Annotated in this window: 10 protein-coding genes and 1 tRNA gene; 3 read left to right on the forward strand and 8 right to left on the reverse strand. The window is 40.3% G+C overall.

The genetic code is table 11. From position 1 onward, the window contains the following. Positions 1-22: 22 nt before the first annotated feature. Both HQQ94_RS21265 and HQQ94_RS21270 read right to left on the reverse strand, forming a co-directional pair. The gene (locus HQQ94_RS21265; RefSeq protein WP_173296291.1) at positions 23-616 is read right to left on the reverse strand and encodes a tRNA-uridine aminocarboxypropyltransferase; all 594 of its coding nucleotides are present in this window, start codon (positions 614-616) and stop codon (positions 23-25) included. Positions 617-784: 168 nt separating this feature from the next. Next, complete coding sequence (locus HQQ94_RS21270; protein WP_173296292.1) at positions 785-1,987, reverse strand: multidrug effflux MFS transporter; 1,203 nt, start codon at positions 1,985-1,987, stop codon at positions 785-787. Between the two features lie 106 nt (positions 1,988-2,093). Here HQQ94_RS21270 and HQQ94_RS21275 point away from each other — a divergent pair, with 106 nt between their 5' ends. Further along, complete coding sequence (locus tag HQQ94_RS21275) at positions 2,094-3,056, forward strand: LysR family transcriptional regulator (RefSeq protein ID WP_173296293.1); 963 nt, start codon at positions 2,094-2,096, stop codon at positions 3,054-3,056. 92 nt (positions 3,057-3,148) lie between these two features. Here the strand turns inward: HQQ94_RS21275 and HQQ94_RS21280 are convergent, their stop codons facing one another. After that, positions 3,149-5,020, reverse strand: a complete 1,872-nt coding sequence (locus HQQ94_RS21280; protein ID WP_173296294.1) for a methyl-accepting chemotaxis protein — start codon at positions 5,018-5,020, stop codon at positions 3,149-3,151. Between the two features lie 81 nt (positions 5,021-5,101). Next, a complete protein-coding gene (locus HQQ94_RS21285) occupies positions 5,102-6,973 on the reverse strand; it encodes a methyl-accepting chemotaxis protein (RefSeq protein WP_173296295.1) in 1,872 nt (623 codons plus the stop codon). A gap of 434 nt (positions 6,974-7,407) precedes the next feature. On the opposite strand from HQQ94_RS21285, the gene HQQ94_RS21290 reads away from it, so the two are divergent. Then, positions 7,408-7,752: a hypothetical protein gene (locus HQQ94_RS21290; protein WP_173296296.1), complete on the forward strand. Its 345-nt coding sequence runs from the start codon at positions 7,408-7,410 to the stop codon at positions 7,750-7,752. Positions 7,753-7,870: 118 nt separating this feature from the next. Here HQQ94_RS21290 and HQQ94_RS21295 read toward each other — a convergent pair whose 3' ends face one another. The 4 genes from HQQ94_RS21295 to HQQ94_RS21310 all read right to left on the reverse strand — a co-directional run bounded on the left by HQQ94_RS21295 (position 7,871) and on the right by HQQ94_RS21310 (position 15,440). Next, positions 7,871-11,398: a methyl-accepting chemotaxis protein gene (locus tag HQQ94_RS21295; RefSeq protein ID WP_173296297.1), complete on the reverse strand. Its 3,528-nt coding sequence runs from the start codon at positions 11,396-11,398 to the stop codon at positions 7,871-7,873. 215 nt (positions 11,399-11,613) lie between these two features. Then, a complete protein-coding gene (locus HQQ94_RS21300; RefSeq protein WP_173296298.1) occupies positions 11,614-12,057 on the reverse strand; it encodes a type III secretion system chaperone in 444 nt (147 codons plus the stop codon). Between the two features lie 43 nt (positions 12,058-12,100). Further along, positions 12,101-14,851: a hypothetical protein gene (locus HQQ94_RS21305; protein WP_173296299.1), complete on the reverse strand. Its 2,751-nt coding sequence runs from the start codon at positions 14,849-14,851 to the stop codon at positions 12,101-12,103. A 498-nt stretch (positions 14,852-15,349) separates the two neighbouring features. After that, positions 15,350-15,440: transfer RNA gene (locus HQQ94_RS21310), tRNA-Ser, on the reverse strand. 264 nt (positions 15,441-15,704) lie between these two features. Between HQQ94_RS21310 and HQQ94_RS21315 the strand changes: the two genes are divergently transcribed. After that, the gene (locus HQQ94_RS21315; RefSeq protein ID WP_173296300.1) at positions 15,705-16,214 is read left to right on the forward strand and encodes a TlpA disulfide reductase family protein; all 510 of its coding nucleotides are present in this window, start codon (positions 15,705-15,707) and stop codon (positions 16,212-16,214) included. The last annotated feature ends 27 nt before the right edge of the window (positions 16,215-16,241 follow it).

A 16,241-nucleotide genomic window follows, 5' to 3' on the forward strand; every position in this document is an offset into this window, starting at 1 on the left:
GATTATCACAAAAAAATCATCATTACTCATAGCGCTTTCTCACTGCAGCAGGCATTGAGCTAATACGCTGCTGAACCATAGCATCAAGCGCTTGGGTTAATGGGGTTATCTTCAGGTCTGGTTCGATAGTTTTCAGCATCATAGCGGCCGCTTCCAAGGTCGATAAGCTGTCAGTTCTACTGGCCTTGCGTATCTTATAGTTTGATGCCGATGTTAACTCTAAATGCAATGCAGGATAATCTTGCAACCAAGGGTTGAGTTGCAGCAATTTATAAGCTTTTCGCCAAGTTCCATCTAGAAACAATAACACTGGGGGCTCATCAAATTTAGCCTCGGCAACATCGACACTCGTATCCGACGGATAAACGAGATAAATGGGCTTAGAGCAGCGTTTAAGATACTTGCGCAATGATATAAAATCATTCGGCACCTCACCAACATAAACACGAGTTTCAGGGATCACCAACTCCATCAAGCGTACACTATTTTTAGCGTGGCCGACTTCATTGGGATCTTGTAGCACAAGCAGTTCTGTCGAAATCTTCATCGGTATAATGCTTGAGCACAAGCAAGCGCTGAAAGGGTAATGACATTTAGGGCAAATAGAACGAGCCACAAGATTCTCTTACACAGTGATTTAAGTATTGAGTTTACCTCAAATCACTGCTGTGCATTCTGCTTATTTTTTACTAAAAAAAGCCCGCCTTCTGTGGTTAGCAGTTAGCGGGCAAAGGGTGTAACATCAGGTCATCAAACCCAATAAACAAAACCTAAGTTGCAACACTTAATGAGCGTAGTGCTCTTGATGCCAATGACAAAAACGCGGCATAGAAATGATAATCAATAAGCCTATGCTCAAAACGCCCATCACTAATGCAACTGCATAGGGTGCACTCAGATCAGTTTGCTGCACTAAACCTGCCAGTAATGAGGCACCACTCATCTGAATACAACCCAATATCGCCGCCGCTGTACCCGCACGCTCACCGAAGGCGGCTAATGCCATGCTCGTTGCAGGCCCGAGTAAAAGTGCAAAACCAATGCAAAGCAACATCATAGGTAACATAAAGCTAAATGCTGCAGCTAAACCTTGTGTCGGCCCCACTCCCTGTAATAACACTTGTATCAAGGCCGACATGAGGATACTCACCAGTGCCAATATTACCGTTGGACGATTACCCAATTTATTTATTACGATAGGAGCCACAAAACAGGCAGTAATGTTCACTACCGCATTAAGCCCAAATAGACCACTAAACGTTAATTCTGATACCCCTAAGTGATCAATAAGCCAGACTGGAGCATATGATACATAGCTTAATATTGACGCCATTCCAGCCATACAGCACAAGGCATAAAATACAAAATGTGGCTCAACAAGAATTGGTTTATAACGTGACCAATGGTAGAGAGGCCCTGTTGTTACTGTGTTGTCTGGACGAGTCTCTGGTAAACGATAACCCACTAAAATCATCATGACTACGGCATAAAGTGTCATGAACACAAAAGTCGAACGCCAGCCAAACTGTAATGCTAACAAACCACCCAAAGTTGGCGCTAACGCTGGGATCACACAGATAACGCCATTAATATAGCTATAATAGCGGGCACTCTCTTTAGGTGTAAAACTATCTCGAATAGCGCTAAAGACCACAATAGACGTTGCACACGCAGCCAGCCCCTGCAGAACCCTTGCAAACTGTAACCAATGAAACTCAATGGCGACAGCTGCCAGTATGCTACTCACGATATAAAACAAAATACCACCGAGGGCTGTGGGGCGACGTCCAACACGATCGGCTAAAGGTCCTATCACTATCTGGCCAACCCCCATAGCAAACAAAAAAAGCACCAAAGTTGACTGTATATCACTGGCAGACACAGAGAACTCAGCTGCCATCGTTGGCATGGAGGGCAAATAAATATCAATGGCTAAAGGGCTTAACACAACCATAGACATTAAAATAGGTAACAACTGACGACGCATGACTTCTCTCTAGATGGCACAAATTCAATAAGCCTATTTTAGCTCAACCATGTTATGAACAGAAATGGTATAATTTCAGAAATGAATTTCCTTTAAGGAATATCTAATGAATTTAGATAATCTGGCCAAAATCGACCTTAACCTACTTGTTATCTTGCAAGTTTTACTTGAAGAACTCAGTGTCACTCGTGCAGCCAGTCGACTTCATCTTAGTCAATCAGCCTTAAGTAAGAGCCTTAATCGCCTACGAGATACCTTAGGGGATCCTCTTTTTATTCGCACTTCCCATGGTCTGAAGCCAACTGCACATGCCATGCAACTTGGTCATAAGTTGCCCAATTTACTACATGATTTCTATCAACTCACTCGGCCTCCTAGCTTCGAACCTCTAACCAGTAACCGCCAGTTTTCATTTGCCATGGTCGAAAGCGCTTATGAGACTTTGTTGCCCTATTTCCTCGGCCCTATCCTTAACAATGCACCCAACCTCAAATTGGACACCTATGTGTGGATGGAGCAATCCATGACAGCACTTCAAAAAGGTCAGATTGATTTCGGAATATCAGGCAGAGACCTACAGCCCCAATCAGATCTTCAAATAGATAACTTACCCACTGGTATCGCCCATAAAACCTTGTTTACCGATCATCAGATATGCCTAGTGAGAGAAAATCACCCTATTATTACTGCTGTCAATTCAGGTCAGTGGGATATTAAGGTTTATCTTGAGATGTCTCATGTACAGGTACGTTGTGAAGGTAATGATTGGTGGGCATTAGATTACTATCTTGCCAATCTTGGTCATCGGCGCCGCTTAAGCACCACAGTGCCAGATTTCTATGGTGCTGCAAGTGTCTGTGCCCATAGCGATCTCATTTTCACTTTACCTTCCAGCTTCGCTCGACATGCAAGAAAGCTATATCCCCTCGTAGCAGTACCACTGCCATTTGAATTTATTCCTTTAGCCTATGTGTTGTTGTGGCATGAAAGAAACACTGAGGAACCAGGACATCAATGGGTAAGAAAAACCATATGCAAGACAGTGGCAGATGCATTTATACCCAAGTGACGAAAAATGCAGGGTTCGCTATCGCGACACTTGGGTATAGTGGTGGTTAGATTAATCAAAAAATCATTCCAATAACACTCTCCACCCAGTAGCTACAAAATAAAAGTGGCTACCTGTGCGTTAAGATCATTCGCACGCTGTTTAAGCTGCTGCGCATGGGCTAAGGTATCCATTGCTGAGCTGGTAATATCATCAGTGACATCTTTAATCGCGATGGTATTTTGTGTGATCTCACTGGTCACTTGAGTTTGCTCCTCAGCGGCTGTCGCTATTTGACCCGCCATATCTGAAATAAGCGACACTGCCTGAGTGATCTCTTCTAACGCAAGCGCAGCTTCATCAGCATCACTGACACTATTACTGGCTAACTCCTGACTTGTTTGCATCAATAGTACTGCTCGAGCCGTCATTTGCTGCAAAGTCTCTATCGTCGTATGGATCTCTTGAGTTGAATCTTGAGTTCGACGTGATAAAACCCGTACTTCATCTGCTACCACAGCAAAACCACGGCCCTGCTCACCTGCCCTTGCGGCTTCAATTGCAGCATTAAGTGCTAATAAATTCGTTTGTTCTGCAATCCCTTGTATGGTTGATAAAATACCTGAGATCGACTTAGCATGTTGACTCAAATCCCCAATAACGTCTGTTGCCAACGTCACCTCACTCGCCAAAGAGTTAATAGAATGACGCGTTTGATCTACCTGATTACGCCCAAGATCACTGCTTAATGAAGATTGCTGCGCCGCCGTTGCTGTGTTTTCTGCATTGGTGGCTATTTCTTGGGTTGCGCACGCCATCTCAGTTACCGCGGTAGCAACCATAGTGACCTCTTGCTGCTGCCGCTGTAATTCCTGTACAGCAAGCTGATTAGTATCCAAACTTCGCTCTGCATCGGCATCCAATTCACTCGCTAGCTGACGAATATGGCTCACTAATTGATGTTGGCTATCGACAAAACGATTAAAGCTTTCAGCCAACACCCCCACTTCATCTCGGCTTTCAATGTCTATTCTACGCGTCAGATCGCCACTGCCGTCAGCAATATCAGCTAAGGCTTGCGATACCTTAGTTAACGGCCCAAATAAAATGTTCATCAAGGCTGAAATGGCCAATACACTGGCAATCAAAATAATCAGCGATAAGCCTAATTGGGTCAACAACAGTGACGATAATGGCGCGGCTAAGGTTTGCTCGTCCAATACCAACAATAGCTCCCAATCGGTATCTGGAATATTAACCGCCCAAAGTAATTTATCACGACCTTCATTTTCAAAATAAGCAGAAATGAAACGTTTGCTAGCAGCATTTCGAACAGGTAAATTAAGCGTTAAATCATTGTCTATTTCATAGCCAGGACGCATGGATTTACTCGGATCTTTATAGGCAATTACAGTCCCATCCTTGTGCATCATCACAGCGTAACCATTCGCAGGCAAAGCCATACCATTAATATCATCAACTAAACCAGTAATAGAAATGTCACCGCCGATAACCCCACCCATCATTGGCTGCGCCAAGGTCACGACAACAATGTTATATGCAACATCAATATAAGGCTTAGTGACAATGATGTCTTGCTTTGTCATCGCTTCTTGATACCAACCACGACTACGCGGATCATAGCCGTCACGGTTAATGCTAGGATCGGAATCATGCATCACACCGTCACTTGTACCAAAATAGGTCAACTCAAAATCGCCTGAGACTAATGCCTGCTTGAGAGGACCCACAGGCGCATCTAATGTCTGGGCAGCTAAGGCCTTTATCATGTTTTTACGAGCAATAAACCATTGCTGGATATTGTGAGCCTGCTGATCTGCTAATCGTTGTACTTGCTCTAAGCTCGTCTGCTCTAATAATAATTTTTGGCTCGAATAGCTTCGCCACGAAAGTAAAACCGTCACTAATGAAAGTGCGATAACAACGGAAAATAGAATTTTTTTCTTCAACGAATAGTCTTTCATAATTTCTCTAATAAAAATAGAAGTAAAAGGGTAGGTAATAGGTTATGAACGCCCAATAACAGACGTACCTCACCCTATTATTTACAAAATAAAAGTGGCTACCTGTGCGTTAAGATCATTCGCACGCTGTTTAAGCTGCTGCGCATGGGCTAAGGTATCCATTGCAGAGCTGGTAATGTCATCAGTGACATCTTTAATCGCGATGGTATTTTGTGTGATCTCACTGGTCACTTGAGTTTGCTCCTCAGCGGCTGTCGCTATTTGACCCGCCATATCTGAAATAAGCGACACTGCCTGAGTGATCTCTTCTAACGCAAGCGCAGCTTCATCAGCATCACTGACACTATTACTGGCTAACTCCTGACTTGTTTGCATCAATAGTACTGCTCGAGCCGTCATTTGTTGCAAAGTCTCTATCGTCGTATGGATCTCTTGGGTTGAATCTTGAGTTCGACGTGATAAAACCCGTACTTCATCTGCTACCACAGCAAAACCACGGCCCTGCTCACCTGCCCTTGCGGCTTCAATTGCAGCATTAAGTGCTAATAAATTCGTTTGTTCTGCAATCCCTTGTATGGTTGATAAAATACCTGAGATCGACTTAGCATGTTGACTCAAATCCCCAATAACGTCTGTTGCCAACGTCACCTCACTCGCCAAAGAGTTAATAGAATGACGCGTTTGATCTACCTGATTACGCCCAAGATCACTGCTTAATGAAGATTGCTGCGCCGCCGTTGCTGTATTTTCTGCATTGGTGGCTATTTCTTGGGTTGCGCACGCCATCTCAGTTACCGCAGTAGCAACCATAGTGACCTCTTGCTGCTGTCGCTGTAATTCCTGTACAGCAAGCTGATTAGTATCCAAACTTCGCTCTGCATCAGCATCCAATTCATTCGCTAGCTGACGAATATGGCTCACTAATTGATGCTGACTGTCGACAAAACGATTAAAATTTTCAGCCAACACCCCCACTTCATCTCGACTTTCAATGTCTATTCTGCGCGTCAGATCGCCACTGCCGTCAGCAATATCTGCCAAGGCTTGCGACACCTTGGTTAATGGTCCAAATAAAATGTTCATCAAGGCTGAAATGGCCAATACACTGGCAATCAAAATAATCAAAGATAAGCCTAATTGGGTCAGTAACAGTGACGATAACGGCGCGGCTAAGCTTTGCTCATCCAACACCAACAACAGCTCCCAATCGGTATCTGGAATATTAACCGCCCAAAGTAATTTATCACGACCTTCACTTTCAAAATAAGCAGAAATGAAGCGTTTACTAGCAGCATTTCGAACAGGCAAATTAAGCGTTAAGTCATTGTCTATTTCATAGCCAGGACGCATGGATTTACTCGCATCTTTGTATGCTATGACAGTCCCATCCTTGTGCATCATTACAGCATAGCCATTTGCAGGTAACTGCATAAGCTTGATATCATTAACTAAGCCAGCAATCGAAACATCTGCACCAACAACTCCTCCTGTTGTTGGCTGTGCCAGGGTCACCACAACGATATTATACGTAACATCGATATACGGTTTAGTGATAATGAATCCTTTTTTTGCCATTGCTTCTTGATACCAACCACGACGACGGGGATCATAGCCGTCACGGTTAATACTGGGATCGGAATCATGCATCACACCGTCACTTGCACCAAAGTAGGTCAACTCAAAATCACCAGAAACCAATGCCTGCTTAAGAGGACCCACAGGCGCATCTAATGTCTGAGCTGCTAAGGCTTTTATCATGTTTGTACGGGCTAAGAACCATTGCTGAATATTGTGAGCTTGCTGTTTACCTAATCGTTGTACTTGCTCTAAGCTCGTCTGCTCTAATAATAATTTTTGACTTGAATAGCTTCGCCACGAAAGTAAAACCGTCACTAATGACAGTGCGATAACAACGGAAAATAGAATTTTTTTCTTCAACGAATAAGCTTTCATAATTTCTCTACTACAAATCGGAATTAAGGGTAAGTCATAGGCAGTTAACTCCCCTATAACCCTAAATTTGGCATACGTGGCATTATCTATAGTTAAAGCGACCACAATGCATAATCACATAAATGCTTTCGACAAAATAACCATCCAATACAACCTAATATGCAAAGCTAATGAATGATGAATGATGAATGATGAATGATGAATGATGAATGATGAATGATGAATGATGAATGATGAATGATGAATGATGAATGATGAATAATGAATAATGAATGAAACTATTTAGAAACATAAAAAATCTAACTGGAAACGAATAAGATTTAATTTGACAAAATTAGGATTAAAAGAGGTGATCCCTGAGGTTAACTGAAATTAACGTGATCTTAGATTAATAATTATGCAAACTAGAGATCAGTTAATCTTTTGGAGTTCTTATGATTTATAGTCAATTTCAACAATCACCTTTTCAAACTAGATTCTCCGGCAGCAGAAGCTGGATGACATTTGCCATTGGGATCGCTGTGATCACATTGACCTTAATTGCGCTGCCTTTTGTACTTTTATTCGGTGCAATCAGCTTTATTTTTCTGAGTCTATTTGGCCGTCTCTTTATGAAAAAACAATTGGCTCGCTTTCAGCAGTCACAAGCAGAGCGAGGGTATAGCCAAAGTGAGTCTCCTGCTCAATCTGTATTTACAGAAGCTAAATTTGGTCATCAAGCATGTGAAAATAAAGGTCGTCAAGGACGTACCTTCGATCATGATCCAAGTGAAAGCTAATTATTCAGGTGAGGTTTTTCAAACGACAATATTGAGTTGCGGCACTTCAGTATTTACCCTCACCAAAAAGACAGTCACCGTTCTCTCAATTACTGTCTTATTCGGCTATCCTAATAGATCACTTTCGGCTTGAGGTATCATGTGTGGTAAAAAATGCCACGTGGTTCAGCAGTGCTTTAGCCTGCATCTCTATTGCTTGACTTGATGCCGTTGACTCCTCCACTAATGCAGCATTTTGCTGAGTAATGTCATCTATTTGTGCCAGAGCGATACTCACTTCATTAATGCCTAACGCTTGCTCTTTACTGGCGCTGTCTATATTAGAAATCATCGTCACCACATTTTGAACAGCATGTATTAATTCAGAAAATGTTGCCCCTGTATTACCCACTAATTTACAGCCTTTAGCAACAGCACCAACACTCTCATTGATCAAAGCTTTAATCTCTTTCGCAGCTGAAGCGCTACGCTGCGAGAGGTTTCTAACTTCGGCTGCAACGACTGCAAAACCTCTTCCTTGCTCACCAGCTCGTGCAGCTTCAACGGCAGCATTAAGTGCCAAAAGATTTGTTTGGAATGCTATTTCATCAATCACGCTAATGATGTCAGAGATTTTTTTACTTGAAGTTTCGATTTCTTCCATGGCTGTTACTGCATTCTCAACAACGACTCCACCCTTACTGGCTTTATTCATCGCTTCATGAGTAAGAGTTGTCGCTTGTGAGGCATTGTCAGCATTTTGCTGTACTGTTACCGCTAATTGTTCAATTGTTGTCGAGGTTTCCTCAAGGCTTGCTGCTTGCTCTTCAGTACGTTGGCTCAAATTAATATTCCCTTGAGCAAGCTCGTTTGATGAATCAAACACATTGTTTGAAACGTCACGAATTTCACTTATCATATTGTTAAGATTAGCCAGTAAATCATTCATGATGTTACCAAGCACACTAAAATCACTACCCAGTACGGTATCAATAGTGGTTGTCAAATCCCCTTTTGACATAGCAATAATAACCTTACTGATTTGACTAATCGCCTGTTTTCGTTCGGTGACATCGGTGGCATATTTAACAACTTTAACAGGGCGTCCATTGAGATCCATAATCGGATTATAGGATGCTTGGATCCAGATTTCCTTACCGCCTTTACCTACACGTTGGTACTCATTTGAATCAAACTCACCTCGATTAAGCTTTTTCCAAAACTCTTGATATTCGGTACTTGCTTTAAAAGCGGTTTCAACAAACATACTATGATGTTTCCCTTTTATTTCATCTAACCTGTAACCCATAGCATTAAGGAAATTATCATTGGCTTGGATGATAGTACCATCCATATTAAATTCTATCACGGCTTGGGATTTGCCTATCGCATCTATTTGCCCAAGATAATCTGCATTCTGTAATCGTTGCTCAGTAACATCAGTAGCAAATTTAACCACTTTAAAGGGTCTACCATTCAAGTCAAAAATAGGATTATAACTGGCTTGGATCCACACTTCTTTGCCGCCTTTACCCAACCTTTTATACTCAGCGCTTTGAAATTCACCACGATTAAGTGTTTCCCAGAAAAGTGTATATTCACGACTTTGGCTAAGTTGAGGATCAACAAACATCCTGTGATGTTTTCCCTGCACTTCCTCTAAACTGTAACCCATCACACTGAGAAAATTGTCATTGGCTTTGAGGATTGTCCCATCCATATTAAACTCAATAACTGCCAATGCTTTACCAATTGCATCTATTTGCCCTAAATAATCTGCATTTGCTAAGCGCTGCTCTGTAACATCGGAGGCAAATTTAACCACTTTAAACGGTTGACCATTTAAATCAAAGATAGGGTTATAGCTTGCTTGGATCCACACTTCTTTGCCCCCTTTCCCCAACCTTTTATACTCAGCAGTTTGGAATTCGCCTCGATTAAGTGTTTCCCAGAAAAGTGTATATTCACGGCTTTGACTAAGTTGTGGATCAACAAACATCCTGTGATGTTTTCCCTGCACTTCCTCTAAACTGTAACCCATCACACTGAGAAAATTGTCATTGGCTTGGAGGATTATCCCATCCATATTAAACTCAATAACAGCCTGAGCTTTGCCTATCGCATCTATTTGCCCTAGATAATCAGCATTTACTAAGCGCTGCTTTGTAACATCGGTGGCAAATTTAACCACTTTAAACGGTTGACCATTTAAATCAAAGATAGGGTTATAACTGGCTTGAATCCACACTTCTTTGCCGCCTTTACCCAACCTTTTATATTCAGCACTTTTGAATTCACCGCGATTGAGCGCTTCCCAAAAAAGAGCATATTCTTGGCTTTGGCTAAATTCGGGAGAAACAAACATGCTGTGACGTTGACCTTGTACTTCATCTAAGCTGTAACCCATTACACTGAGAAAATTGTCATTGGCTGCGAGAATCGTCCCATCCATATTAAACTCAATCACGGCTTGAGCTTTGCCAATGGCATCAATTTGTCCGATGTAATCGGCAGTCTGTCGTTTTTGCGCTGTCACATCGGTGGCAAATTTAACCACTTTAAACGGTTTACCGTTTAAATCAAAAATAGGGTTATAAGTGGCTTGGATCCACACTTCTTTACCGCCTTTACCCAACCTTTTATATTCAGCACTTTTGAATTCACCGCGATTGAGCGCTTCCCAAAAAAGAGCATATTCTTGGCTTTGGCTAAATTCGGGAGAAACAAACATGTTGTGACGTTGACCTTGTACTTCATCTAAGCTGTAACCCATTACACTGAGAAAATTGTCGTTCGCTTGAATAATAGAACCATCCATATTGAATTCTATAACGGCTTGAGATTTACTTATTGCACTAATTTGGCCAGAAAAGTCTGCATTCTTTACACATTGTTCGGTTATATCTATGGCAAATTTAACCACTTTAAACGGTTTACCATTCAAATCAAAAATAGGGTTATAACTGGCTTGGATCCACACTTCTTTGCCCCCTTTCCCCAACCTTTTATACTCCGCACGTTGGAATTCACCACGATTAAGCGTTTCCCAAAAAAGTCTGTATTCCTGGCTTTTACTAAATTCGGAATCAACAAACATACTGTGATGTTTTCCCTCCACTTCATCTAAGTGGTAACCCATCACATTGAGAAAAATATCATTGGCTTGGATAACGGTGCCATCCATATTAAATTCAATCACAGCGTAGGATTTTCTTATAGCGCTAATTTCTCCTGTTCTATCAGCTTCTAATAACCTCTGCTGAGTCACATCTGTAGCAATTTTCATTATTCTGTAAGGCTGTTTTTTATCATCCAATAACGGATTGTAAGAGGCTTGAAGCCAGACTTCCTTGCCCGATTTTCCAAGCCGCTTATATTCTCCAGTGTCAAGCTGCCCTTGATTAAGCTTCTTCCAAAAATCATTGTACTGCTGACTCTTAGCAAAGAGAGAGTCTACAAATATACTATGGTGCTTACCGACAATATCTTGCAGCTTGTACCCCATGACACTAAGGAAATTATCATTAGCGGTAATAATGGTACCGTCTAATTCAAATTCAATGATGGCTTGCACTCGATTCATCGCTTCGATTCGATTTTTTGATTCTATTTCAGGAGCCAATTTTTTGCGCTGGCTTGCATTTAGCATCCCTAAATTCAGATTCATTGCTTAAATCCTTATCAAAAATAGTTCAATACAAACAAGTTTTATTCGTATATCAATACTAGTCGATAAAAAGTCGGTAGGAAGTAAGGAAATAAGTTTGTCGCTATAATATCTTAAATTAATTTTCTAAAACGATATTTATGAGAAAGTAGAACTGTCTTGAATTCTACTGACAATGAGCTTGTCAACGAACAAGCTCATATTCAGATAACTCCTTATACAGCTAACCAAGGCGATAATGGGTTATCTAACTTGGTAGCTAATAATTGAGGAAATTTTTCTCGCCATTCTTTTCCTTGTTGAATAAAGCCATTAACTAAATGACAAAAACGTAACCCATTCATATCTGCAATGAAGCGTTTAGTGCATAATTTTAATGAACTCCCTTCCAAAGCAAACCAACAACCTTTCATATCACCAATAAGAAAATTTTGTTGCATTATCTGTTGATACGCCTCAATAGTCAGCTCCTCATTCACGCTGAATAACTCACAATGCAGGATGATCATTTCACTATTTTTAGGTATTTCAATAATTGCGGCTTCATGACCATCCTGATCATAGAGTGCGCAAATCCCAGTTTCTATATCTAAATCACTTCCTACTGAGTCACTCAATTCAACAAAAAGCGCTTTTATCTTAATTTCTATCTCATTCATTCGCTTTAACCATATTAATTTTTATTCATCGTTTAACTTAAAGTTACACTCTTATTGGCTCTTGCCTATGAATCGCAGTTTGTTCTTTTACTCGTTCATGAAGATGAAGTCCTTTTTTAATTCTAGTCCCCAAGTCTAATCCAGAATCTGATTTCTGTTTGAAAGGTAAATCCGTCCAAGAGCTAGTATGATCTGCCCACCATGGCTGAGTTTGCTGCTCAAGAAAATCATTAAAATACACTTTAGCATCATTGAATTTATCTTCACTCGTTGGATCTGCTTGAAAATCATTCATCGCTTGATTGAACTTATTAGACAAAGATTGTGCTTTACTTTTACTTGCTTCATCTGGTGCTTTATCCACCAGCTCATTCAGAAAATGTTGTGCTTCTTTATTAATCTGGTGTGTCTTGTCACCAAGATGGCTAAACATTTTTTGATATTGAACTTTATTGTCATTTGCAAATGACTGCCATTCTTTATTCGCAGGATCTTTACCCGCGTTACGGAAAGCTCGATTATAACGCGTCATACTATAGGTAAGATCTTCAGTGCCTATTTTTTCACCTGACACTGTCGTTTTACTATAATTAAACGCCACATTAGCACCGACATTTACCGCAGGTGCAATCATAGCACCTGCGCCTAATCCGCTTCCTGCTGAAACCGAGCTTAAATGACGAACAAATTGACGCCTATAACCTTTATCTCCGTCAAAATCAGATTCTTTAGCGTAATTAGGTTTAAAGAAACGTATCAACACAGTACCTGACTTTCCACCGCTTAAATCCGGAGAAAACTCGAATTCTTGTGGTAATTGCACACCCTCTTTAGCGGCGGCATCATTAATTTTTGCCGTAATACTGGCTTTATCCACAAGACCTTGTACAGATCCAGATACCTTCCACGTTAGATTAAGATCGACATAACTACCATCACGTATCCGGCTTGGGTGAATACGTTCTCTTTGTAATACATCTAACTGAGCAGAAAAGGGGCCTGCAGAGATATTAATACCTGTTTTCTTGTCAGTGATTTTCAAATATATCTGCTGTGTAAACGTCGCTATTTTATCTAAACGCTTCCTAGAATGTGTGATAGGAGGAGATTGGGTTTTGATTGCCACATTAGCAATCAAATCCATCTTATTCTTTGATTGCTCGTCAGTTAATGCCTTTGATTGTGGATCTTCAGCCACAGCTTTATTCGCTAAATAGGCATGAGATGCATTAGCAAACTGGACAAACTGATGCCGCCCAATGGCTCCCCAACGATTTTCAATCGTATGCTTATCTATCCTGCATTGTTTAAATTGCTTAATCGCATCAGGGTTTTTATTTTTTGCTGATTTAAAATAATCATATTGTTGCACGGTTTTATAATAACTATCTAGATCTTGCGATAAGAGCTTCAAACCTTTCGTTGCTGCGTTTGAACCAAAATTTTCAGGAACGATTTCTTTTGCATGCCGAGTCATATTAGCGGGTAATTCATCTAATTTATCAGCATTTCCTTTAATAACATCATAAAATTGACTAGGCACGAATTCATAAATATTAGTCACCGCTCTTTGATGACTGGCTCCTGCACCAGCTGCTAATTTTATCCCCGAATCACCTATTTCAGCTGTCATTCCTGCATTAGCTTCTAATTTAACTTCTCCAACCCAAGTGTTGTAATGCCCCATAAGAGGTTTACTTCTCTCAATGGGAGCAGCCTTAATATTGACTTCTATATCTAATACCGTTTTTAGTAAATCATTTAAACGATGTTGGCTATTGGCAGCTTGTTGACGCTCTGACTTTAGGTCCTTTAATTCAGATCCAAGATTAAAAGGCAGGTGATTTCTAATAAAATTAGTGGCTTTATTAGGCTTGATGCTATCAATGTATTGTTTACGATTAGCGCTATTGAGCTTATGTCCTTTTCTATCGACATACTGTTCAACACTGTCATATTCTTTAAAGGTGGTTCTAGTATGACTTAATTGAGCATTAGCCCCCAATTTAGCCCCTATTTCCTCGGTTATTTGCGCTTTTACCCCCGCACCCACTTTGACTTTACTTCCAGCCCCAGAGTCTATAAAAAATAAGGTCTCATCATCAGATGAGTAGCCTGTGCTTTTCTGAATGCCGCCAGATAAATCAACAGAAGGGCCTATTGAACCAACCTCTCCAGATGAAGGCAACAAACTGACTCCAGTACTGACTCCAACAGAAACACTTTTAGTTTCTGATGCGCCGGGGGTACCTAGAGGCGCAAGCTGTTGTTTTTTTTCTGAGTTTAACTCTTGATTCTTTTGGGTTATCCAACCACTTTTCATATTTTGACCGAGCAAGCTACAGATTTCTCTTACCTCACCTTTGGGTAATAACTTTGCCAACTTTTCAAATTGGTAAGATAAATTTGCAGTATCATTAATTGACATAATGCCCGTCGGCTGTGGAGGTTTATCCATGATGATGCGTATTGCTAAAAGCGGTTTTTTTACAGCAGGATTTGAATTGCTAATAACTTCTGTTGCGTTTAACTTATCAACAATAGCAGATAAATTGTCAGTAATAACTCTGCCCTCTTTGTGTAAGTTACCTTCTGATTTAGACAGCCTTAGCCCTGTTAAATGCTGTTCTTGCATACCTCTTTGTTCTAATGTTGAGCTAAATCTTTGCAAAGAAGGAAGCGAACGAGATTTTTGAAGTACGACTGGAGTTGACTCTATATTATTAGATTCAACATAAGAGATTGTCGAGCGAATGGCACTATTTTGAATACTATTTGGTATACTTACTGGCATAAACGTCCCTTCCTTCAGATTTTAATCCATTTTTATAATTATATTGATAACTAAAGCCTTGTTTTTTATTGTATACAAAGTAGTTAAATCACTAATAAATACTTATACTTATCCAAGTTATGCTTTAGTTATAGCCTCTCTATACTTATTTTTTATGGCTGTTTAATCTATCAATAAAAGTTGTATCTTTTTATGTTTATATGTTTTTAACTTGCATAAAATAGCACTGGCACGACTAGCAGTCTATTCACTGCAATCAATGACATTAATTGTTCACATTACAATAATACAAATTGCATTAAATATATGAACAATTTAGAGGCGCATGATGAAAGAATGGTTATTTCCTTATGAATCGATGCAGAGCAGAAATGGGATGTTTGAGAGCCTTCCATAGGACGGGTTTCAAAGTCTTGCATGCTGTATTGAATGATATAAATAATAGGAATATTTCAAACGAAAAAAGGCTACTCTTTCGAGTAGCCTTTTTTCTTAATGTGGCGGAGGGATAGGGATTTGAACCCTAGACGGGCTATAAACCCGTGCCGGTTTTCAAGACCGGTGCATTCGACCACTCTGCCATCCCTCCGAACGCCGCTGATAATAGGGATTGTTGACGGCAATGTAAAGCCCAATGTGTTTCAAATGCATAAAAAATAGCCCATTAAGCTAATTAAGTGTTTAACGGCACATTTTTTATTCAAATCAGCAATTAAAATAACCTCTATCCAAAATCACGACTTAAATGCAATACTGTAAAACCACTTCCTTCACTCTCTATATACCACACAGTATAAAAAAGTGATAACTTAGTTCGACTTTATCTCACTACTGTTAAGAGAATCTATACTCTATGAAAAGGCTCATTGCTATTAGTTTATTTTTCACCACTCTCTCCATCACAGGTTGCACCAGCTCTCCCACGCTACAACAAGATGTGCACCAAACAGAATATCAAACCTATGTAAAAACTGGCGAAGGTGTACCAATGACCCAGTTTACCGATACACAAGGTAATCAAATAAATTTAAATCAATCCCAAAATGTTAAATTACTGGTATTGTTTGCAACTTGGTGCCCGGATTCCCAAAGAGCCATCAAAGCCTTAATAGGATCGGAATTCAACCTTGATCCCAACATAGACATTATCGCTATCGGCCGTGAAGAAAATAAACAAACATTAGATAAGTTTGCAGCTGAATATGAGATCAACTTCCCTCTAGTTACAGATACAGATAGAAGCATTTATGCCAAATTTGCCAATGCGGGGATCCCTAGATTGATATTGTTAGATAAAGATAATCGAATAGTCAAAACCATTATAGCGGAAGGCGAAAATCCTCTCGCTGAGGTTCAGTGGTAAGCTATGCCAGCTGTTACAACCAATAAA

This window comes from Shewanella sp. VB17 (assembly GCF_013248905.1).
Taxonomy (GTDB): Bacteria; Pseudomonadota; Gammaproteobacteria; order Enterobacterales; family Shewanellaceae; genus Shewanella.